This window comes from Sphingobium cyanobacteriorum (assembly GCF_030580935.1).
In the GTDB taxonomy this organism is placed as follows: domain Bacteria; phylum Pseudomonadota; class Alphaproteobacteria; order Sphingomonadales; family Sphingomonadaceae; genus Sphingobium; species Sphingobium cyanobacteriorum.
The window spans coordinates 322,662-344,202 of record NZ_JAUQOM010000003.1 but is presented as its reverse complement, the minus strand read 5'-3'; the positions used below and the strand labels follow the sequence as shown (position 1 = coordinate 344,202).

Here is a 21,541-nt window from a genome sequence, read left to right as displayed (position 1 = left end):
TTACCGATGCTGCGCGTGCGCGTCAGCGCCGCTGTGAGAGGAGTGATCGGCCGGCGCTTTGTCAGCGCCCGGCGCGTCGGGAGCGGTCTGCTTGCCCTCGTTGCGCTCGGTCTGGTCGATCACATGGCTGTTGGGGAAATCATATTGCAGCCCCCTGATGTCATGGGCCGCTTCCTTGCCCGCGCCACCCATCTGGTCGATATGCATCAGTTCGCTCATGCAGCGCTGGCCGGGCTTGGGGCACAGGTTGACAACTGCGTCGAACAGCTTGGGATCGGCGGTGGTGAAATAGGCGACAGGCGCCTTTTCGGTCGGCCTGGCGAGGCCCAGATAGACATTGCGGTCGAGCATAACCCTGCTGCCCTTCACCTTGGCTACCCAGGCGTCGAACCCGGCCTGATCCAGCGCCTTGTAGCCAAAGCGCATGTGGCTGAAGCCCGCGCCCGAATAGTTGGCCGAAAAGCCGGCGCCGGACGCCGTCTTGTTGGCGACGGCGTGCAACTGCGTTTTCATGCCGGGCATGGCATAGATCTGGCCAGCCAGTTCGGGAACATAGAAGCTGTTCATCACGGTCGATGCGGTAATGTCGAAACGGACCGGGACATTGGTGGGCAGCGCCAGTTCATTGACCGTCGCGATGCCCAGCTCAGGATAGATGAACAGCCATTTCCAGTCGAGCGCGACCACTTGCACCGTCAGCGGCTTGACCTGCGGGTCGATCGCGGTCGTGGCATCGATCCGGTCCAGTGGACGATAGGGGTCCAGCTTGTGCGTGCTCACCCAGGTCAGCGCCCCCAGTGCGATGATGATCAGCAGTGGCGCCGACCAGATCAGCAACTCCAGCTTGGTGCTGTGATCCCAGTCCGGGTCATAATCTTTTTGCGTCGCCTCGTTGGTCGCGCGGTAGCGGACCGCGAACCAGACGACCATCGCCATCACGGGGATGACGATCAGCAGCATCAGCGCGGTCGAGATCAAAATCAGATCGCGCTGTTGCACTGCAATATCGCCCGACGGGTTCATGACGACCCAGTTGCAGCCCGCCAGCGGTGCCGCCAGAATCGGAGCGGACCAGCGCAAAAGCCTGATCCGTTTGGGGGAGGGAGCGGTAATCATGCCGCCCGCCTAATCGGTCGGGGCAGAGGCGAACAGTGGGCATTTTGTCCAATTGTGTGCGCGCGCAAAAAATGTTTGATCCGTGGGATACTGCTTAGACTCTGCGGGTTTTCTGTTATGCTGCCAATCCACGGCCACTGGCAGACGAGGAAACCGCCCCGGTGGCCAGCCAAGGAGCGGATGTCTATGAGTTCTGGGGCCATTGCCTTTACCTCCACGCCACTTGAGGATGATGCGCGCAAGATCAACGCGCGTGATCACTCGATTGCGCCGGGGGATATTTCCATCGGGGTGATCATCGGTCGCACCTCCGAATTTTTCGATTTCTTCGTCTATGCGATCGCTTCGGTGATCGTGTTCCCCAACCTGGTCTTTCCCTATGTGGATGCGCTGACCGGCACGCTCTATTCCTTCGCAATCTTTGCCGTCGCCTTCATCACGCGGCCCATCGGATCGCTGATCTTCATGGCGATCGACCGCCGCTATGGTCGCGGCACGAAGCTGACGGTCGCGCTGTTCCTGCTTGGCGGATCGACCGCGTCGATCGCCTTCATGCCCGGCTATGCGACGATCGGCCATTATGCGGCGGTCGTGCTGGTCCTGCTGCGCGCCGCGCAGGGGATCGCGCTCGGTGGCACCTGGGACGGCCTTGCCTCGCTCCTGTCGCTCAATGCGCCCCGTCACCAGCGCGGCTGGTATGCGATGGTGCCACAGCTTGGCGCGCCCCTGGCGCTGATCGTGGCAAGCGGCCTGTTCGCCTTCTTCCTGCTCAACATGACCGAAGCCGATTTCCTCGACTGGGGCTGGCGCTATCCCTTCTTCGTCGCTTTTGCGATCAACGTCGTGGCGCTGTTCGCACGCCTGCGCATTGTCGTGACGCATGAGTTCGAGCGTCTGTTCGAGCAGCGCGACCTGCAACCCTCGCCAGTGTTGCCGACGCTCCGGGCGGAAGGGCGCAACATCGTTATCGGTGCTTTCGCTCCGCTGGCCAGCTTCGCGCTGTTCCACATGGTCACGGTGTTTCCGCTCTGCTGGGTCGCGCTCTATACCGACCAGCCGCTCGAACGCTTCCTGATCATCGAGATGATCGGCGCGTCGGTCGGCCTGCTTGCCATCGTCGTGTCGGGCTTCATCGCCGACCAGATCGGTCGCCGCTCGCTGCTCGGCTGGTCCGCGCTGGGCATCGCGATCTTCAGTGTCATGGCGCCGTTGCTGCTCAATGGCGGGGAACTGGGCGAGGTTGCCTTCATGATTCTGGGCTTCATGCTCCTAGGTCTGTCGTTCGGCCAGTCGTCGGGGATCGTCGCGTCGAATTTCGCGACCGAGGCGCGCTATACCAGTTCGGCGCTCACGTCGGACCTGGCCTGGCTGGTCGGGGCGGGCTTTGCGCCGCTGGTGGCGCTGCTGCTGTCGGTCAAGTTCGGCCTGGCCGCGTCTGGCATCTATCTCCTGTCCGGCGCCGTCGCCACCATGGTAGCGCTCTACGTCAACAAGGAACTGGCGGGCCGCGACCGTTAAGCGGCGGCCCGCATCCGTTCAAGCGCCTTGCGGTCGAACCATCCGGTAAGGCCGGGGCGCGGATGCCAGCGGGGGAGCCATTCGGCATAGAGGCTGTCGAGACGCGCGGGCAGACCGGACGGCCCCTCGCGCGTCATGATGTCCGACACGATCCGGTTCTGGAAGAAGCGGACCGAATAATTGATCAGGCGCTTATATTGCATCGCCCAGGTGGAGGGGCGGGCCAGGCTCACCTGTTCCGCCATGAACCCTGCTCCCTCACAGGCCAGTACCCGGTCGTGCCGCCAATGGCTGTCATCCTTAAGGTCGGTATGCGCCCAGGCCGCGACCAGCCCGTCGTCGCCGATCAGGTCGTCGGGCAGGCGCAGCCCGCGCGCCCGGATCGCCGCGACGAAGCGGCCCGACAGGGCGTAGAGGTCGCCGAACAGCCCGCCTTCGGCACGCAGCCCTTCGCGATAGGCCTCCACCATCCGACCATTCATCGGCATTCCGGCGGCGGCATTGGCGTGTGGATGCGCGGCCAGGTCCGCCAGCAGCGCGTCGAACGAACCCGACGCAATCTCCGCGTCGCCATCCATGAAGATCACCGCGTCCTCGCCGCCGGTCAGCAGGTCGTGGACGCAATGGTTCCAGGTGCGCGACTTGCCGCCCTGCGCGATGTCATGGACGATGACGTTCGCGCGTCCGCCCGCCGCCGCCCTGGCGCGCTCGACGGTCGCATCGGTGGTGCCGTTCACCAGCACATGAAACAGCGTGTCCGGCCGGTCGAGCGGCAGCGAGGCGAGGCAGAGGGCAATCCGCTGCTCTTCCTGATGCGCGAAAATGGCGACCGTTACCGCCATGGTCTTAGCGGAAGTCCCAGCCCTGCTGGCCATGCTGCGTGGCGTCCAGCCCTTCGGCTTCGGCCTGCGCGCTGACCCGCATCGGGATCACCACCGACACGATCAGCGCGGCGATCGCGCTGCCGACCATCGCCCAGAGCGCAATCACGACCACGCCGACCAACTGGCTGACCAGCGCTCCCGACAGGCTGATATTGCCTTCGAAGCCCACGCCGCCCAGCAGTGGCAGCACGAATATCGGCAACAGCAGCGTGCCGGTGACGCCGCCCAGCCCATGGATGATAAAGACGCCCGCGCCATCATCGATCCGGTGGCTGACAAGGGCTGTGGCCAGACGACAGACGAGCGCGGCGATGATGCCGATCAGCATCGCGCCCCCGGTCCCGACCAGCGCGGCCGAGGCGGATATGGCGACGATCCCCGCCAGCGCGCCCGATGCGATGCCGGTGGCGCTGCTGCGCGCACCCAGCAGCTTGTCGACCAAGGCCCATGTCAGCGCGGCGGCGCAGGCAGCGAATTGATGGTTGAGCATGGCGGTCGCGGCGTCATCCGTCGCGCCCAGCGCCCAGCCGCCGACCATGCCCGACAGGCCGATCCACAGCAGCGCGCCACCGGCAATGGCCAGCACAGGCGCATGGCCGGGGTTGGACGGCGCGGCCCGTTTCCCCGCGATCAGCGCCAGCGCCAGTGCGGAAAAGCCAGCAACCCCATGCACCACCAGCCCGCCGGCAAAGTCCATGACGCCCAGCCCGGCCAGCCAGCCACCGGCCCACACCGCATGGGCGACCGGCACATAGACCATCAGCAACCAGAGCGGGGTGAACGCGATCCACCAGCCGATTGCCGTTCTCTCCGTCACCGCGCCGACCAGCAGCCCTGCGGCGAGGAGGGCGAGCGCAAGCTGGAACAGGACAAAGGCCGATTCCGGCACGGTCAGCCCGTCACGCAACTGTCCCAGATTGGCGAGCAGCAAATTGGCGCTACCGCCCAGCCAGTCGCCGCCCGGCGCATAGGTCAGGCTGTAGCCGACAATTCCCCACGTCAGGCAGGCCGCTGCGGCGACCCCTGCGCCCTGCGCCATCACCGACAGCGCGCTGCGCACATTCACCAGGCCTGCATGGCGCAGCATCAGTCCCGGCAGCGCTGCCAGCAGAACCAGCAAGGCGCACAGGATCATCCACCCGGTATCGCCGCTATCGGCAACCGCGACCTGCGCCAGGGCGGGGCGGGGCAAGGCCAGCATGGCAAGGAAAGGCAGGGTAGAAAAAAAGCGCATCATCGAAACCCGGCTGTCAGAATTGGACATGGTCTAGCGGTCGGCTGGTAAAGTTTTCGATAAGCAAGCGCGGCGCGCAATAGGGGGTGCCCTGCCATGAATGGATGAGGAAAAATTCCGCACTGTTGATGAAAATTACCAACAAACGGGAATATTTTTCATGGAATTTCAAAAATGATCGGGCAAACCCTTCTTTTTCCGACCATTTTTAAAACTGGCACGCTCTCTGCAATGTGGCAGGCAAGGCCCGCAACCGGGCCTGGATACATAATTCAGGGAAGGACATTATCATGAAAACCATCGCTTTCATCGCTGCCGTCGCCATTGCCACCGTCGCCGTTTCGGCCGCCAGCGCGCCCGCCTTTGCCCAGGCGACGGGCCAGTTCGGCAACGCCAAGGTCCGCCATGACGCCAAGACCGACCGTTATTGCTTCAGCGAAGCGATCACTGGATCGCGGGTGCCGCTGGTCCAGTGCCGCACCAAGGCGCAATGGGCGCAGGCGGGCCTGACCATCACCCGCAAGGCTGCGGTGCAGATTGCCCAGCGCTGATTTTTCGTAGCGTAATAGAGGATGAAGGCGTCGACCGGAGAGGGTCGGCGCCTTGTCCTGTTGCAATGCGCCCTGACTGGGCGACATGGCCTTCCTGTCCTGCCGTCAGGACAGGAAGGCCATGGGAGCTTGCTGGATTTCGCAGACGTGCATTGGGGTGCTTGCGGCGATGGAGCATGAGCGCCCGATATCGCGCCCCGCTTGCGGCCCGATCGGGGCGGCGGTGGCCAAGGTGCTGGCGGGCTGAGCGCTTGCCTCTATACGACTGTAAAATCAGGCGATAAGCCGTTGTTCAGGTCTTGCGAGTCGGGGGATTCGTGGCCTGGACAGGGGGGGAGATGTTGCGCATCAAGTTTTGCGTTGCTGCGTTTCTGGTGCTTTGTGGTGCCGCGTCCGCGCAGACGGTGAGCGGACCGATCGTAGCGACGACGGCACCCGCCGCGACCGCCGTGCCGGCCGGCACTTATGTCGATTTCGAGATACTGGATCCGCTAAACTCGAAGCTGTCCAAGCCGGGCGACCGCTTTCGTATCCGGACGACTGTGCCGGTCGGTGCCAATGGCGCGACTGTCGTTCCCGCAGGCGCACTGGGCGAAGGCGAGGTCATTCACGCCGCACGGGCCCGCGCCGCCGGCAAGGCGGGCGAACTGATCCTCGCCGCGCGCTTTATCGAACATCAGGGCCAGCGGATCGCGCTGCGCAGCTTCCGCTTCGCGCAGGCAGGCGAGAGCCGGACCGATCAGGCGATCATCGTCGGCATGGTGGCTGTGCCAGTGGTGCTGTTCATGGCCGGCAGCGACGTGGACGTGCCCGCAGGCGCACGGGGACAGGCAAAGCTGGTCGCCGATATTCCGTTCGTTCTTCCATCGAACGGCAACTGAATTTCCAACAGGAGAGTATAGAATGAAAAGCCACGTTATTCTGGCGCTGGTGGCGCTTGGCTGTGCGACGGCTGCGGCGGCGCAGGATGCGCCTGTTGCGCCGGCGGTGCCCGTTGCGCCGGCGGCGTCCGTAGAGCCGGCAGCGGCCGTTCCTGCGGCGTCCGATATTCCCGCTGGCAAGGGCAAGATCATATTCTTTCGCAAGGGTGGCCTGATGGGCGCGGCGATCTCCTGCGCCGTACATGAAAAGGGCGAAAAACTGACCAGCCTGCCGCCGGGCAAATTCGCGGTGGTCTATGCCGAACCGGGTATCCACGAATATTCGGTCAAGAGCGAGGCAACCGACACGTTGCGGCTGGAGATCGAGCCAGGCGAAACCTATTATGCCAAGTGCAATATTCAGATGGGGATCATGGCGGGACGACCGAACCTGTCGCCATCCGACAAGGCCGGCTTTGATGCGATGAGCGCCAAGCTGAAGCCGGTCGAGGTCAAGGCCCAATAAGCTGCCAAGTTTTATCGCTCTCAAAAATAAGGGGCGCCGCCGGGGGGGACCAGCGACGCCCCTCTTTTATGTCCGGCGCCCTTGGGGAAGGGATGTTGCCGGATCGGAAGGGACGGACCGGGAGGAGTCTGGGGGTCTGGCCCGTCCTTTCCTGTTCAGGACGTCACAGGACGAAGTTAACCGTCGCCCGAAATGAGATGGCGACGTGATTTTGCTGTTCTTCCGCGCCAAACTCGCCGCCGACGCGGAACGTGTCGGTGCCGCCATACAGGCGCGCACGGCCGGTCCATCCGCTGGTGCGGTCCTCCGGCGTCAGGGTGAAGCGGTCGCCACCCTTGAATGAGGCGATGGTGTTGCCAAGCGACCCGCCGACGATCTCGCGGCGGCCGCCTTCCATTTCCAGCCGCAGCCAGCCATCTTCCGGCGTGAGGCTGCCGAAATCATAGCCGGCGGTCAGCGTGCCATTGGCCGTGGTTTCGTCGCTGGTGCGGCCAAGCACGGTCAGGTTGAAGGCATCGCCGCCGCCGGTTTCGGCATAGCCATCCTCCTTCAGGCGATAATAATCAATGCCGGCCGCCGGGCGCAGGCTGAAACGGCCGAACTGGAACTGGTAGGACGCACCGGCCGTGGCCGAATACAGCCTGCCATTCCATGTGCCGCTGGCGGTGCGGGTGACATCGCCATTTTCGTAATGGCGTGATCCGTCAAAGTTGATCGTCGCCGCCGAAATACGGGCATAGGCCAGCAACGGTCCCCATTGCCCGCGCCAGTGCGCCGCCAGTTCATATTGATCGGAATCGACCGCATTGTTGGAACTGCCGGTCGAATCGCTGCCATGGATATAGGCGATCGAACCGCCAAACGCGCCAAAGTCGCTCAGATATTCGACACCGCCGCCCGCGCCCCAGCCGTTGATGTCGTAGGATGCAGTGCTGCCCACGCTCTTGGCGCCGCCGAACGCGACCTGTTGCAGCCAGAAGCCCAGTCGTCCGTCCTTCGTGCGATAGATGCCATTGGGGTCGGACAGGATGCGCGCGGTCGCCCGCGATCCTGCCGTCACCGCCTCGAACGTGCCGCCGGCATGGTCGGGCAGCATCTGGCGCAGATTGGCGCCCAGCGTCTGGCCGTCGCGGATCGCCAGATAGGCGTTGGCGATGGCGGCGTCATTGTCCAGCGCCTTGAAGATGGCGGAATAGGCACTGGCGGTCGATCCGGCAAGGCCCAGTTCCGTCACGCTCTTGGCCGCGACCGACAGGGTTACGGTGCCTGCGCTGGCATCGCTGGCGATGCTGCCCTTGAAAATATAGGGCAGCAAGGCGGCATTGGCGAGCGTGGGCGTGCCGCTGAGCGATCCGGCGCGGACGATGACATAATTGCCTGCCGATCCGCCTACCTTGGTCAGGTTGACCTTCACCTGCGATCCGCTGGCAAAGCTGGCGGCGCCCGCGACATCATAGCGGGTATGGGTGCCGGCCGTGCTATCGATCGTCACGCCCAATGTGGACGTGCTGCCGGCGGCGATTGACGCCAGCGCCACGGTGCCGCTGTTGGTGGCGTTCAGCGTGCCACCGTTCAGCACCACGGCGACATTGCCGCTATTGTTGATCGCGCCCGACAGCGATGCCGTGCCACCCAGTGTCAGCGTGCCTGCGCCGCCACCGAAATCGAGCGCGCCGGTGACTTTGGCTGTGTCCGAAAGCGACAGGCTGTTCGTGCCCGTGCCAAAACCGATATTGCCGGTCAGGCTGGATGCGCCGGACAGGGTGATGCTGTCATTGCCCGCGCCCAGGCCGATATTGCCCGTGATAGTGCCGGCCGACACGGCCAGCACGTCATTACCGGATCCCAGGCGAATATCGCCGACAATGGCGGGGCTGTTCGCCGTGGCCGATGCAAGCGCCTGCGTCACCGTCACGCCGCTGTTACTGGCGCTGAGGTCGATCGCGATGGCCGACCCGGCCTTGCCCCCGGTCGCGCTGATCTTGCCGCTGTTGGACAGGCTGGAAACAGTCCCCGACGCATCGAGGATCGCGATGGCGGCGCCCTTGTCGGCGCTACCTGCCGATGCGGTGACGGCGCCGCCTACCTTGATCGACGCGACCGAAGCCCCCGCATCGATCACCAGCCCGCGCGCGGACGTGCCATCCTTGGTCGAGCCATTGGCGGCGACCGTGCCGCCAATGTCGATCATGCCGGCGCTGGCCCCGGTGCCCAGACGCATGGCCGTGGCGTTGCTGTCATAGGATGTGGCCGCGATGGTGCCGCCGACCTGCACCCCTTTGGCGATCGACACATCGCCGCCCAGGCCGCCGATGACCAGCCCGTTTGCGTCCACGCCGTCATAGACGCCATAGCCGGCTATGCCGCCCTTGACGATCAGGCCATGGCCGCTGCTGTCCGCCGCGACCGGGCCGATGACCGTGTCGGCGTTCGCCGCGCCGATCTGGACGGCGGCTGCCTTGCCATAGGTGACGATGGCGGCCGTGCCTTCGCTGCTGTCGGTCAGGCCGTCCTTGTCGACATCGGGGTCTTTGTCATTCAGCGTCGGGGGTATGTCGAAAATGATGCCGCCGGTCACATTGCCTGCGATCACCAGTGCCGGTCCGCCCTGTAACAGGTCGTCCGCATCCAGCTTCGTCACGTCGGCCGGGCGGGTGGTGCTGCGATATCCGGTGCTGGCGATCGTGCCCTGGATCTTGACCGCGCCGTTAATGTCCCCCAGCAGCGCCGCGCCGATGCTGTTTGCGCCCACGACCGATGTGGTCCCGCGCAGCGTGACATTGCCGGTGACGGCATTGGCCAGCACGCCATGGCTGTTGTCGCCGATCACCGTGGTGCCGCCACTGGTCGACAGGTTGCCGGTCAGCGCGCCGTCCAGGCGGATGCCGGCGGAACCATTGCCCTCGATGGAGATGGTGCCGCTATGGTCGATAGCGCCGCTATGGCCAGCGCCGGACTGGACCCAGATGGCCTTCTTGTTCGTCCCCTTGGCGAAGGTGCCGTCGATATCGCCGTCCTTGTCGGTGTCTGTCGGGCTGTAGTCTTCCGTCAGCGTGATGGTGCCGCTGTTGGTGATGGCGCCGGTGGTGCCGGGCGCGATCAGGATGCCGGTCACATTGTCGGCATCGTTGATCGTGATGGTGCCAGCATTGGCCACCTTGTTGTTGCTGTCGACCGTCACGGCCGTGCCGCTGGTCAGCTTGATCGATCCGGCCGCACTGATGCTGATATTGTCTGCTGCGCCATTGGCAATGGTGGATGTCTTGACGGCGGTGGTGGTGGCGGTGCCGATGGTGGTTTCGGCCGCAGCGTCGGCCATGGTCAGGGCCATGAGCACGGGGGCGATGGCCGTGCAGGCCAGTAGGTGTCGCATGTTGTCTCCTCTGCGTGCCGCGCTGATTTTTATGCGCGTGTGCTCAGGGACGACGCCGGATCGTGGCTTCCGTCAGATGATGCGATGAATGGTTGTTCAGAAAGCGAAATCGATCCCGACGCGCACCGTCCGCGGGCGCAGCGGCGTATAATAGTCGGTGCGCAGGTCGAACGGCGTGCCGAGCGAGAAGCGGTTGCCGTTGCTGTCGAACAGGTTCGTCAGCGCCAGCGAATATTGCACCGGCCCCCGTGTCAGGCTGGCCGACAGGCTGGTGTCGACATAATCGCCCTGGGTCTGGCCCAATATCGGGCCGACGCCGAGCCGCGATGTGCCGACATAGCGGGCTGCCCCCGACAGATGCAGATCCATGTCGCCGCCGACCGGCGTGCGATAGTCGATCGCGACCCGGCCGCCCAGACTGGCGACATTGGGCAGGCGGAGCGATCGCCCGTCATAGGACAGCGCACGCACGAAGGCGGCCGGCTGGGTCAGGCGGCTGTCATTATAGATGAAGCTGGCGTCCAGCGTGACGGACGGAACCGGGCGCAGCACGACGCGCCCTTCCACCGTGTAGATGCGTCCGTCACCGATATTGGCGGTGGTGGGCAGGCCGATCCGGTCGGTGACATCGGCCTGGATATTGCGCCAGTCGGTATAGGCGACATTGGCGCTGGCGGCGAAGACATCCTGCCCCGGCACGCCCTTGCGCGCGCCGATCTCGATGGTCGAGGCACGGTCATTGTGGAAACGGCGGACGCGCTGGTCATCGACCGCCAGGCCGCCGGGGCGAAAGCCCTGCTGGAAGCGGGCGTAGAGCGTCACATCGGGAATGGCGTCCGTCAGCAGCGAGGCGGAAGGCAGGAACACCGTCTCGTCGCGATTGGCCTGCGCCTCGGCCCGCGCCAGGTCCGAAGAGGAGAGGGCAGCGACCGGATCGAGCGCCTCGCCCGACAACTGGCTGTTGGTCAACCGGCCGCCGATGGTGGCGATCAGCCCCCGGACCGGCTCGAACGAGGCTTCGCCGAACAGAGTGGCTTCCTTGACACTGTTGCGCACGCCGGTCGCGGGCGCAGCGCGGCCATTGCCGTAGAGCGGGACGCCGGGAATGACTTCGGGCTGGGCCAGCGCCGCGCCGAAGCCGGTGAGCGAGCGGTGGAGGTCGGACGTGCTTTCCAGGTAGGAGGCGCCCAATATCCAGCCCAACCCGTTGTCCAGGTCACGCACCAGCCGGTTTTCGGTGGAAAAGATGCCGATCCGGTTGCGCTGGCGGAACAGGGCCGGCGATCCGCCCGGCTGAGTCGCGTCATAGCTTTCCGCCAGCTCATGCCGGACATAGCCGGTGGAGGACACGAAGCGCAGGCTGTCCCACCGCTTTTCGATGCGCACATTGCCCAGCAGATAGTCGGAAAAATAGGGCTGGGCGATCGCGGAAGCGCGCTGGAGCCGGCCGACCGAGCGGCTGGCATATTGGGCGTCGTCGCCATCGATATGCTGATAGACGGCATGCAGGTCGATGGTCCAGCCGTCATCGGGTGCGAAGCGCAATGCCGCGCGACCGCCATAGGTGCGGGTACGGTTTATGTCCTGCCTGTCGCGACTGACATCATCGATATAGCCGCCTTCCTGCACGCCATACCCGACGACGCGCAGCGCCAGCTTCTCCGCGACGATCGGGACATTGAGCGTCGCGGACAGGTCGCCGCCCGGATCGCCATGCCCGGTGGCCGACAGGCCAGCGGACATCTGCCCGCCCCATTGCGCCAGATTGGGCGCATTGGGCATGATGCGGATGATGCCGCCCAGCGATCCGGCCCCATAGAGCGTGCCCTGCGGCCCTTCCAGCACCTCGACCCGGCCCACGTCATACAGTTTGAGGTCGGGATCGGGCGCGGCATAGTTCAGCCGCATGTCGCCCAGATATTGGCCCGTCGTCGCCTGGGTCGGGCCGGCCAGCGCGGAATCGGCGATGGCGCGGATAAACAGCTTGTTGCGGCCCGCGCCGGCATGGGTCGAACTCAGGCTAGCCACCCGCGCCAGAAGGGTTGCGCTGCCGGCCGATGCCTCCGCCGTGGTGAAGGCGCCGTCGCCCAGCGCTTCGACCATGCCGGCATAGCGCGGCAACGGTATGTCGCGCTTGGACGCGGTGACGATGATCTCGGCGGGCGGCGCATCCGGTGGGGGTGCGACAGGGCGTGGCGGCAGAGTTGCCGCGGCAGGCGGGGCAACCGGGCGCGCACGGACGATCCGCCAGCCATCGTCGCCGATCCGCTGCGCCCTGGCGCCGGTGCCCCTGAGCAGGTGGCGTAGCGCCATTTCGGCGGACATGCGGCCCCGGACTGCGGGCGTGCGGACACCGGCGAGCGACTGGTCCGACATGCCCACGCTGATCCCTGCCTGGCGTCCAAGCGCGATCGCCGCCTGACCGAGCGTAGCCGGGGCGATGTCAATGTTCAGCCTGTCCGCCCCGGACGCGGGCGTCGATATCGCTATGACGAGGGCGGTGACGATCGGAAGATCAGCTCTGCGGCCCATGTCCTTCCTTATGCGGTCCTTCCTTATGCGGTCCTTCCTTCAAGACCCATCCATCGCCCTGGCGCACAGCGGTCAGGCCCATCAGTGGCGCGGCCTGCGCGAAGAAGCGTGCCGGGTCGCGATCCAGCCGGATCGTGCCGGTGAAGCGCATCGCCTGCGCGCCCGGCGTCGCCGTCAGCGTGACGCCCAGCGAACGGCCGATATCCTGGCTGATGTCGGCGACGGCGGCATTGGCATAGACCAGCCGGCCCTGTCGCCAACTGGCGACGGCGCCGGGCGCGATATCCATCACGCGCAGCCCCTGCGCATCGTCGGCCAGGGCGCGGCCGGCGGGCAGGGCGATGGCTTCGGCCTGCGGGTTGTAGATCACCTTGCCTTCCGACACGCCGATCCGCGTCGCGCCCCCGGCATGGACGATGTTGAACACCGTGCCGGCATCTTCGAACATATCGTCGCCCACGGTGACGCGGAACGGATTGGCGGCGTCATGCTGCACGGTGAAGGCCGCTTCGCCCGCATCAAGCGCGGCAAAGCGCGCATCCTTGCGGTCGAAGCGCATCGTCGTGCCGCCGTTCAGTTCCACTTTCGTGCCGTCATCCAGCGCGATGGTGCGGGTTTCGCCCGGCCTGGTGGTCACGCTGTAGATATCGCTGCGGTTGAGGACGGCGATCGAGACGGTCGCGACCAATGCGGCGGCGACCGCGCCGCCGCCGACCCAGCGCCATGGCCCACGGACGCCCGCATCATTGGCGGCGACCGGCATGACCACCGGATCGACCGGAATATAGCTGTCCATGTCGCTGTCCGCCATCATCAGCCCGTCATAGGCGGCGGCATGGCCGGGATCAGCCTCCAGCCAGAGGGTGAACGCTTCCCAATCGTTAAATGCGGGATCGCGGGTACGGATGACCCAACCCAGCGCCTCCTCGTTCATCATGGCTCCAGCCCTGTTCATTTTTTGCCCCCTACAGAGCCTGACGCCGCCGATCCGCTCATTCCGTATCGATTTTCTGCTTGAGCGCGAGCATCGCACGATAGGCCTTTTGCAGGTCCTTCTCCACCGTCGTCAGGCTGACGCCCAGTTCCTCGGCGATCACCCGCTGCCCGACCCCCTCGATACGGAAACGACGGAACACCAGTTCGACCCGCGGCCCCAGGTCACGCAGCACCGCGCGCGCCTGTTCCAGCCGTTCGTTCAGGATCATGCGCTCGTCGACCGCGACATCGTCGCTTGGATCGGCCATGACGCCGCCCGCGCCCTCCGCCCAGTCCTGTTCGCGCCGCTCGCGCCGGCTGGACGATCGATAGCGGTCGAGCATCAGATTATTCGCCATGCGATACAGATAGGGCAGCGGATCGGATATCGGGCCAAGATCCTTGGCCTCCAGCTTCAGCCACATGTCCTGGAGCACATCCTCCGCGTCCTCGCCCGCGCCGCGCGCCCGCACGAAGCGCAGCAGCGCGGCGCGGTTCGCCATGAAGATTGCGGAAAGGCCGGTGGCCATGCCTGTCGGGGTCCGTTCATGCTGCTCTGGCGCGTTGCCATAGAGGGGCTGGCGGGGTCTTGGCAACGCCCAAGCTGTTTACCTGCGCGCGCCGCTGCTTTAGCGCTGGCGAGGACGAACGAGGGAGTGACGGCGCGACATGGCGGGAGTGACGGACAGGGCGGCGGCACAGGCGGCGGGGATGGACCCGGACAAGCTGGACGGGCTGGTCGATTTTCTAGACCGGACCTATCTGTCGACCGACAAGCTGCCGCATATGCAGTTGCAGATTTCCCGCGACGAGCAGGTCTTGCTGTCGGTGGCGCGGGGGCATGCGCGCGCCAGTGGAGAGCCGCTGCGCCAGGACGCGCTCTATCGCATCGCATCGATGACGAAGCCGGTCACGTCTGTCGCCTTCATGATGCTGGTGGAGGCGGGGCAGGTCGCGCTCGATACGCCGGTCACGGACGTCATTCCCGAATTTGCCGACCTGCGCGTCGGCGCCGACGATGGCCTGCACCCCAGGCGGCCGATGCAGATGATCGACCTGCTGCGCCACACATCGGGCCTGACCTACGGGCTGCAACGCCAGACCGCGATCGATGCCCGCTATCGCGCGCTGGGGCTGGACGAATTTCAGCAGAAGCGCACATCGGACCAGTTCATCGCCGACCTTGCCACATTGCCGCTGGAATTTTCGCCCGGCGAACACTGGAATTATTCGGTGTCGACCGATGTGCTGGGCGTGGTGGTGGAGCGGTTGACGGGCCTTGATCTGGGCACTGTCTTTCATGACCGGATATTCACGCCGCTTGGCATGGTCGACACGCATTTCGTCCTGCCGGACGGGAAGGTCGACCGTATGACCGACGCCTGGCGGCTGGACGAGGGCGGCGGGATCAGCGTCGCGGATTTGGGCGCGCGCAGCGGCTGGCGGCGCGAAGGGCGTTTCCTGTCGGGCGGCGGCGGGCTGGTGTCGGGCGTGGCGGATTATCACCGCTTTGCGCGGATGTTGTTGCGCGGCGGCGAACTGGACGGCGTGCGGCTGCTTTCGCCCGGAACGGTGGCGCAGATGCGCAGCAACCAGTTGCCGGGCGGCGGCGACCTTGGCAGCATGTCCAGCGCGATGTTCAGCGAAGCCGATTATCAGGGCGTCGGCTTTGGCCTGGGTTTCGCCATGAACCTGGATAATCAGGAATATTATTGGGGCGGCGTGTTTTCGACCTATTTCTGGATCGATCCGGTCGAACGGCTGATCGGTATTTTCGCGACCCAGCATCTGCCGTCGAGCACCCATCCGGTCCGCGCCCAGTTGCGCGCCGGCGTGCGCGACGCGCTGCTGCGCGGAAACGCTGCCTGAGTTCCCGTGAAAAGCGGCTGAAAACAGCCGATATTTCTTGCTGCGCTGCAAAAATGACGATGGCGCGAGGCGGGGGGCTGTGTCATCATCATGATCGACTCAGCAGGGGGACCAGCGCCGATGAACCTCAAGGGCCAGACCGAACTTCCCAAACCCGCGCCGCGGCAATTCGACCCGGAAGTCCTGGCCCATGAGATTGTCGAGCGGCTGACCTACCGCATCGGCAAGAATGCGGCGGCAGCCAAACCGCATGACTGGCTGCACGCGGTCATCCTCTCGATCCGCGACCGGGTGATCGACGCCTGGATCACCTCTACCCAGAAAACCTATGAGGAAGAAGGGCGGCGGGTCTATTATCTGTCCCTGGAATTCCTGATCGGCCGGCTGATGCGCGATGCCGCGTCCAACATGGAAATGCTGGACGACATGCAGGTGGCGCTCTCATCGCTGGGCGTCGACATCGACATCATCGCCGCGCTGGAGCCGGATGCAGCGCTGGGCAATGGCGGCCTGGGCCGGCTGGCCGCCTGCTTCATGGAAAGCATGGCGACGGTCGACGTGCCTGCCTATGGCTATGGCATCCGCTATGTGAACGGCATGTTCCGGCAGGAAATCAGCGACGGCTGGCAGGTCGAACTGCCCGAAAACTGGCTGGCGCATGGCAATCCATGGGAATTCGAACGGCGCGAGGCCAGTTACGAGATCGGCTTTGGCGGCCGGGTCGACCCGGCCGAAGGCGCGGATGCCGGTCCGCACCAGATGCGCTGGCGTGCCGCCGAACGGGTGATCGCCACCCCCTATGACACGCCCATCGCCGGCTGGCGCGGCAAGCGGGTCAACACGCTGCGCCTGTGGGAAGCGCAGCCGATCGATCCGATCCTGCTCGACAAGTTCAACGCGGGCGACCATCTGGGCGCGCTGGCCGAAAGCAACCGGGCCGAATCGCTGACCCGCGTGCTCTATCCCGCCGACAGTTCGCCCGCCGGGCAGGAATTGCGGTTGCGGCAGGAATATTTCTTCTCCTCCGCATCGTTGCAGGACATCTGCCGCCGGCACATCCAGTATTTCGGCGACATCCGCACCCTGCCGGACAAGGCGGCGATCCAGCTCAACGACACCCATCCGGCCGTCGCTGTGGCCGAATTGCTGCGCATCCTGGTGGACGATCATGGCGTCGATTTCGGCGACGCCTGGGACATTACGCGCAGGACGTTCAGCTATACCAACCACACCTTGCTGCCCGAAGCGCTGGAAAGCTGGCCGGTGCCGCTGTTCGAGCGGCTGCTGCCCCGCCACATGCAGATCGTCTATGCCATCAACAGCCGGCTGCTGGGCGAGGCGCGCAAATCGGGGCATTTCAGCGACGAGGCGATCGGCACCATCTCCCTGATCGACGAGGGCGGTGAACGGCGGGTGCGGATGGGCAATCTGGCCTTTGCCGGGTCGCACAGCGTCAATGGCGTGTCGGCGCTGCACACCGACCTGATGAAGGTCACGGTGTTCGCCGACCTGCACACGCTGTACCCCACGCGGATCAACAACAAGACCAACGGCGTCACCTTCCGTCGCTGGCTGATGCAGTGCAATCACGGGCTGTTCGAACTGATCCGCGAGGCGATCGGCGACAGGTTCATGGACGATCCCGAAGCCTTGCGCGATCTTGATCCCTTCGCGGACGACAGCGCGTTCCAGGAGAAATTCCTGAGCGTCAAGCGCGAGAACAAGGGTGCGCTGTCCGACCTGCTGCGCCAGCGGGTGGGCGCGCGGATAGACCCGGATGCGCTGTTCGATATCCAGATCAAGCGCATCCACGAATATAAGCGGCAATTGCTCAACATCGTCGAAGCCGTGTCGCTCTACGACCAGATCCGGTCGCACCCCGAAAAGCCATGGGTGCCGCGGGTCAAGCTGTTCGGGGGCAAGGCCGCGCCCAGCTATCATAATGCCAAGCTGATCATCAAACTGGCCGGTGACGTGGCCCGCGCGGTCAATCACGACCCGGCGGTGCAGGGGCTGCTCAAGATCCAGTTCGTACCCAATTATAATGTGTCCATGGCGGAGGTGATGATCCCCGCCGCCGACCTGTCCGAACAGATTTCGACGGCCGGGATGGAGGCGTCAGGCACCGGCAACATGAAGTTCGCGGTCAATGGCGCGCTGACCATCGGCACGCTGGACGGCGCCAATGTCGAAATGCGCGACCATGTGGGCGAAGAAAATATCGTCATTTTCGGCCTGACCGCGCAGGAAGTGAATGATCAGCGCGCGAACGGTTATGATCCGCGCGCGGTGATCGGGCGCAGCCGCGAACTGGCGCAGGCGCTCGATGCGATTGCCAGCGGCGTATTCTCGCCCGACGACCCGGACCGCTACAAGGGGCTGGTGCAGGGCATTTACGACCATGACTGGTTCATGGTCGCCGCCGATTTCGACAGCTACTCCGCCGCCCAGCGCCGGGTGGATGCTTTGTGGATGGACCAGAGTGTCTGGGCGAAGAAGGCGATTCACAATGTCGCGCGGATGGGCTGGTTCTCGTCCGACCGCACCATCCGCGAATATGCGACCGACATCTGGAAAATCCTGCCATGACCGGAGGAACCGACTAAAGTGCTGACGCCGGAGCAGATCGATCGGTTGGTGCAGGGGCGTGATGACGATCCCTTCGCCACGCTCGGCGTGCATCCGGTGGGCGCTTCGGCGGGGAAGGGCGGTTTTACCGCCTGCGTCCTGCTGCCCGAAGCGGTCAGTGTCGAGGCGCAGACGCTGGCGGGCAAGCCGGTCGGCACGCTGGAACGGGTGCATCCCGACGGGTTGTTCTTCGGCAAGGTTACGATCCGCAAGCGCCAGCCGCTGCGCTATGTCGCGACCTATGGCGATGGCGGCGACTATGCGCTGGTCGATCCCTATGGCTTTGGCCCGGTGCTGGGGCCGATGGACGATCATTATTTTTCGGAAGGATCGCACGGACGCCTGTTCGACAAGCTGGGCGCGCACAGCATGGTGCATGAAGGCGCGGCCGGCACTCATTTCGCGGTCTGGGCGCCCAACGCCCGGCGGGTGTCGGTGGTGGGCGACTTCAACCGCTGGGACGGACGGCGGGGCTTGATGCGCCATCGCGCAGACGCGGGCGTGTGGGAAATTTTCCTGCCCGATGTGGGGCCGGGCAGCGCGTATAAATATGAAATTGTCGGCGCGGACGGCGTGCGCCTTCCGCTCAAGGCCGATCCCTTCGCCTTTCAGTCCGAACTGCGGCCGTCCACCGCCTCGATCGTCGCGCCGCCGCTCGATCATATCTGGGGCGATGATCGCCATCGCGACTATTGGCGCACCAGCGATGCGCGTCGCCAGCCGGTGTCGATCTACGAAGTTCATGCCGGATCGTGGCAACGCGACGATCAGGGCGATTTCCTCAGTTGGGACGAACTGGCCCGGCGCCTGATCCCCTATGTCGTGGGCATGGGCTTTACCCATATCGAATTTCTGCCGATCAGCGAATATCCCTATGATCCCAGTTGGGGTTATCAGACGCTGGGCCTCTATGCCCCGACCGCGCGCTTCGGCGATCCGGCGGGGTTCGCGCGTTTCGTGGACGGGGCGCACCGGGCCGGGGTGGGCGTCATCCTCGACTGGGTGCCGGCCCATTTCCCGACCGACGAACATGGCCTGGCGCATTTCGACGGCACGGCGCTCTATGAACATGCCGACCCGCGCAAGGGCTTTCACCCCGACTGGAACACCGCCATCTATAATTTCGGGCGGCGCGAAGTGGCGCAATATCTGGTCAATAATGCGCTGTTCTGGGCGGAGCGCTATCATGTCGATGGCCTGCGCGTCGATGCCGTCGCCTCGATGCTCTATCTCGATTATTCGCGTGCCCCCGGCGAATGGATACCCAATGACCATGGCGGGCGCGAAAATGTGGAGGCGGTCGCCTTCCTCCAGCAGATGAACAAGGCGCTCTATGCCGCCCATCCCGGCGTGATGACCATCGCGGAGGAATCGACGAGCTGGCCCGGCGTGTCGCAGCCGGTGCATGGCGGCGGGCTGGGCTTCGGGTTCAAATGGAACATGGGCTTCATGCACGATACGTTGCGCTATCTGGCGCGCGATCCGGTGCACCGCGCCCATCATCATGACGACATCACCTTCGGCCTGATGTACGCCTTCAGCGAGAATTTCGTGCTGGCGCTGAGCCATGACGAGGTGGTGCATGGCAAGGCGTCGCTGCTGCACAAGATGGCCGGTGACGACTGGCAGAAATTTGCGACGCTGCGCGCCTATTATGGCCTGATGTGGGGCTATCCGGGCAAGAAGCTGCTGTTCATGGGGCAGGAATTCGCCCAGCGCCGCGAATGGAGCGAGGAGCGCGCGCTCGACTGGGATCTGGTGGATCACGCCCCCCATCATGGGGTGCAGCAACTGGTGAGCGACCTCAACCATCTCTACCGCACCCGCGCCGCGCTCCACGCGCGCGATTGCGAGGCGGAAGGGTTCGAATGGGTGCTGGTGGATGGCGCGGCGGATTCGATCTTTGCCTGGCAACGGCGCGCGCCGGGCGTTCGGCCGATCGTCGTCATCAGCCATTTCACCCCCATGCTGCGGCATGGATACCGGATGCGCCTGCCATCGGGCGGGCGCTGGCGCGAGATATTGAACAGCGACGCCAGCATCTATGGTGGCAGCGGGGCAGGCAATATGGGACAGGTGCATGCGGATGAGGAAGGGTGGGCCAACATCACCATCCCGCCCTTTGCAACCTTGATGCTGGAACTGGATTATTGAACACCGACGGTGCGCGTGCAGGCGAAACGCGGGCGAAACGAGGAGAGGCCCAGGAGTGCAGACGAGACATCAGCCGATCGCGCGTGACGCCATGGCCTATGTTCTGGCCGGTGGACGCGGCAGCCGCCTGTCCGAACTGACCGACAGGCGCGCCAAGCCTGCGGTCCATTTCGGTGGCAAGGCACGGATCATCGATTTTGCCCTGTCCAATGCGCTGAACAGTGGCATCCGCCGCATCGGCGTCGCCACCCAGTATAAGGCGCATTCACTGATCCGCCATTTGCAGCGCGGCTGGAACTTCCTGCGCCCCGAACGCAATGAAAGTTTCGACATCCTCCCCGCCAGCCAGCGCGTGTCGGAAAGCCAGTGGTATGAAGGCACGGCCGACGCCGTGTTCCAGAATATCGACATCATCGAAAGCTATGCGCCCGAATATATGGTCATCCTGGCGGGCGATCATGTGTACAAGATGGACTATGAGCTGATGCTCCAGCAGCATGTGGACAGCGGCGCTGACGTGACCGTGGGCTGCCTGGAAGTGCCGCGCCAGGAAGCGGTGGGCTTTGGCGTCATGCATGTGGACGATGCGGACGTGATCACCGCTTTCGTCGAAAAGCCCAAAAATCCGCCCGCCATCCCCGGCCAGCCCGACATGGCGCTGGCGTCGATGGGCATCTATGTCTTTCGTACCCGTTCCCTGATCGAACAGTTGCTGCGCGACGCCGATGACAGGGACAGCAAGCGCGATTTCGGCGGCGACATCATCCCCTATATCGTCAAGCATGGCAAAGCGGTGGCGCATCGCTTCTCCAGCAGTTGCGTCCGCGCCGAAAGCGAACTGGTGCCCTATTGGCGCGATGTCGGCACGATCGACGCCTATTGGCAGGCCAATGTCGATCTGACCGATGTGGTGCCCAGCCTTGACCTGTATGACCGGAGCTGGCCGCTCTGGACCTATTCGGAGGTCACGCCGCCCGCCAAGTTCGTACATAATGAGGATGGCCGGCGCGGCTCCGCCACCTCATCCCTGGTGGCGGGCGGCTGCATCGTGTCCGGCTCCTCGCTGCATCGCAGCCTGCTCTTTTCAGGCGTGCGAACGCACAGCTTCTCGTCCGTCACCGAAAGCATCATCATGCCCAATTGCGAGATCGGGCGCGGCGCGCGGCTGCACAAATGCGTGCTCGATTCCGGGATCATCATTCCGCCGGGCCTGATCATCGGCGAACATCCCGAAGAAGACGCGCAGCGTTTCCGCCGGACGGAAAGCGGCATCTGCCTGGTGACGCAGCCGATGATCGACCGGCTGGCGGTCTGACCCCGG

Annotated in this window: 15 protein-coding genes; 8 read left to right on the top strand and 7 right to left on the bottom strand. The window is 64.7% G+C overall.

Annotated features, from left to right (window positions below; translation table 11 throughout):
* Complete coding sequence (gene cyoA, locus Q4610_RS10035) at nucleotides 1–1,116, bottom strand: ubiquinol oxidase subunit II (protein ID WP_304535797.1); 1,116 nt, start codon at nucleotides 1,114–1,116, stop codon at nucleotides 1–3.
* 186 nt (nucleotides 1,117–1,302) lie between these two features.
* Here cyoA and Q4610_RS10030 point away from each other — a divergent pair, with 186 nt between their 5' ends.
* Nucleotides 1,303–2,634: an MFS transporter gene (locus tag Q4610_RS10030; RefSeq protein WP_304535796.1), complete on the top strand. Its 1,332-nt coding sequence runs from the start codon at nucleotides 1,303–1,305 to the stop codon at nucleotides 2,632–2,634.
* On the opposite strand, the gene Q4610_RS10025 is transcribed toward Q4610_RS10030, so the two are convergent.
* Together Q4610_RS10025 and Q4610_RS10020 are read right to left on the bottom strand one after the other, a co-directional pair.
* On the bottom strand, nucleotides 2,631–3,476 hold the full coding sequence (locus Q4610_RS10025; RefSeq protein WP_304535875.1) for a glycosyltransferase: 846 nt from the start codon (nucleotides 3,474–3,476) through the stop codon (nucleotides 2,631–2,633). The genes Q4610_RS10030 and Q4610_RS10025 overlap by 4 nt on opposite strands.
* Before the next feature lie 4 nt (nucleotides 3,477–3,480).
* Nucleotides 3,481–4,752, bottom strand: coding sequence for an ammonium transporter (locus tag Q4610_RS10020; RefSeq protein WP_304535874.1), 1,272 nt, complete (start codon nucleotides 4,750–4,752; stop codon nucleotides 3,481–3,483).
* Nucleotides 4,753–5,042: 290 nt separating this feature from the next.
* Here Q4610_RS10020 and Q4610_RS10015 point away from each other — a divergent pair, with 290 nt between their 5' ends.
* The 3 genes from Q4610_RS10015 to Q4610_RS10005 all read left to right on the top strand — a co-directional run bounded on the left by Q4610_RS10015 (nucleotide 5,043) and on the right by Q4610_RS10005 (nucleotide 6,689).
* Nucleotides 5,043–5,303 (top strand): hypothetical protein, encoded by a 261-nt coding sequence (locus Q4610_RS10015; protein ID WP_304535795.1) that lies wholly within the window; start codon nucleotides 5,043–5,045, stop codon nucleotides 5,301–5,303.
* A 338-nt stretch (nucleotides 5,304–5,641) separates the two neighbouring features.
* Nucleotides 5,642–6,184 carry a hypothetical protein gene (locus Q4610_RS10010; protein WP_304535794.1) on the top strand — a complete coding sequence of 181 codons (543 nt, stop codon included), beginning with the start codon at nucleotides 5,642–5,644 and terminating at the stop codon, nucleotides 6,182–6,184.
* A 22-nt stretch (nucleotides 6,185–6,206) separates the two neighbouring features.
* A complete protein-coding gene (locus Q4610_RS10005) occupies nucleotides 6,207–6,689 on the top strand; it encodes a DUF2846 domain-containing protein (protein WP_304535793.1) in 483 nt (160 codons plus the stop codon).
* 163 nt (nucleotides 6,690–6,852) lie between these two features.
* Here the strand turns inward: Q4610_RS10005 and Q4610_RS10000 are convergent, their stop codons facing one another.
* The 4 genes from Q4610_RS10000 to Q4610_RS09985 form a co-directional block, all read right to left on the bottom strand.
* Nucleotides 6,853–10,062, bottom strand: coding sequence for an autotransporter outer membrane beta-barrel domain-containing protein (locus Q4610_RS10000; RefSeq protein WP_304535792.1), 3,210 nt, complete (start codon nucleotides 10,060–10,062; stop codon nucleotides 6,853–6,855).
* A gap of 96 nt (nucleotides 10,063–10,158) precedes the next feature.
* The gene (locus tag Q4610_RS09995) at nucleotides 10,159–12,594 is read right to left on the bottom strand and encodes a TonB-dependent receptor (protein ID WP_304535791.1); all 2,436 of its coding nucleotides are present in this window, start codon (nucleotides 12,592–12,594) and stop codon (nucleotides 10,159–10,161) included.
* Entirely contained in the window at nucleotides 12,578–13,531 is a 954-nt protein-coding gene (locus tag Q4610_RS09990) for a FecR family protein (RefSeq protein WP_304535873.1), read from the bottom strand. Before Q4610_RS09990 ends, Q4610_RS09995 begins: the two co-directional genes overlap by 17 nt.
* 55 nt (nucleotides 13,532–13,586) lie before the next feature.
* Nucleotides 13,587–14,099: an RNA polymerase sigma factor gene (locus Q4610_RS09985; RefSeq protein WP_304535790.1), complete on the bottom strand. Its 513-nt coding sequence runs from the start codon at nucleotides 14,097–14,099 to the stop codon at nucleotides 13,587–13,589.
* Between the two features lie 139 nt (nucleotides 14,100–14,238).
* On the opposite strand from Q4610_RS09985, the gene Q4610_RS09980 reads away from it, so the two are divergent.
* The 4 genes from Q4610_RS09980 (at nucleotide 14,239) to glgC (ending at nucleotide 21,535) form a co-directional block, all read left to right on the top strand.
* Nucleotides 14,239–15,438, top strand: a complete 1,200-nt coding sequence (locus Q4610_RS09980) for a serine hydrolase domain-containing protein (RefSeq protein ID WP_304535789.1) — start codon at nucleotides 14,239–14,241, stop codon at nucleotides 15,436–15,438.
* A gap of 120 nt (nucleotides 15,439–15,558) precedes the next feature.
* Nucleotides 15,559–18,027 carry a glycogen/starch/alpha-glucan phosphorylase gene (locus tag Q4610_RS09975; RefSeq protein WP_304535872.1) on the top strand — a complete coding sequence of 823 codons (2,469 nt, stop codon included), beginning with the start codon at nucleotides 15,559–15,561 and terminating at the stop codon, nucleotides 18,025–18,027.
* An 18-nt stretch (nucleotides 18,028–18,045) separates the two neighbouring features.
* Nucleotides 18,046–20,220: a 1,4-alpha-glucan branching protein GlgB gene (gene glgB, locus Q4610_RS09970; RefSeq protein WP_304535788.1), complete on the top strand. Its 2,175-nt coding sequence runs from the start codon at nucleotides 18,046–18,048 to the stop codon at nucleotides 20,218–20,220.
* Nucleotides 20,221–20,275: 55 nt separating this feature from the next.
* Nucleotides 20,276–21,535 carry a glucose-1-phosphate adenylyltransferase gene (gene glgC, locus Q4610_RS09965; protein ID WP_304535787.1) on the top strand — a complete coding sequence of 420 codons (1,260 nt, stop codon included), beginning with the start codon at nucleotides 20,276–20,278 and terminating at the stop codon, nucleotides 21,533–21,535.
* Nucleotides 21,536–21,541 lie beyond the last annotated feature (6 nt).

Coding starts and splice junctions, on each gene's coding strand:
- cyoA (WP_304535797.1), bottom strand. CDS start 1,116: ATGATTACCGCTCCCTCCCCCAAACGGATCAGGCTTTTGCGCTGGTCC.
- Q4610_RS10030 (WP_304535796.1), top strand. CDS start 1,303: ATGAGTTCTGGGGCCATTGCCTTTACCTCCACGCCACTTGAGGATGAT.
- Q4610_RS10025 (WP_304535875.1), bottom strand. CDS start 3,476: ATGGCGGTAACGGTCGCCATTTTCGCGCATCAGGAAGAGCAGCGGATT.
- Q4610_RS10020 (WP_304535874.1), bottom strand. CDS start 4,752: ATGCGCTTTTTTTCTACCCTGCCTTTCCTTGCCATGCTGGCCTTGCCC.
- Q4610_RS10015 (WP_304535795.1), top strand. CDS start 5,043: ATGAAAACCATCGCTTTCATCGCTGCCGTCGCCATTGCCACCGTCGCC.
- Q4610_RS10010 (WP_304535794.1), top strand. CDS start 5,642: ATGTTGCGCATCAAGTTTTGCGTTGCTGCGTTTCTGGTGCTTTGTGGT.
- Q4610_RS10005 (WP_304535793.1), top strand. CDS start 6,207: ATGAAAAGCCACGTTATTCTGGCGCTGGTGGCGCTTGGCTGTGCGACG.
- Q4610_RS10000 (WP_304535792.1), bottom strand. CDS start 10,062: ATGCGACACCTACTGGCCTGCACGGCCATCGCCCCCGTGCTCATGGCC.
- Q4610_RS09995 (WP_304535791.1), bottom strand. CDS start 12,594: ATGGGCCGCAGAGCTGATCTTCCGATCGTCACCGCCCTCGTCATAGCG.
- Q4610_RS09990 (WP_304535873.1), bottom strand. CDS start 13,531: ATGATGAACGAGGAGGCGCTGGGTTGGGTCATCCGTACCCGCGATCCC.
- Q4610_RS09985 (WP_304535790.1), bottom strand. CDS start 14,099: ATGGCCACCGGCCTTTCCGCAATCTTCATGGCGAACCGCGCCGCGCTG.
- Q4610_RS09980 (WP_304535789.1), top strand. CDS start 14,239: ATGGCGGGAGTGACGGACAGGGCGGCGGCACAGGCGGCGGGGATGGAC.
- Q4610_RS09975 (WP_304535872.1), top strand. CDS start 15,559: ATGAACCTCAAGGGCCAGACCGAACTTCCCAAACCCGCGCCGCGGCAA.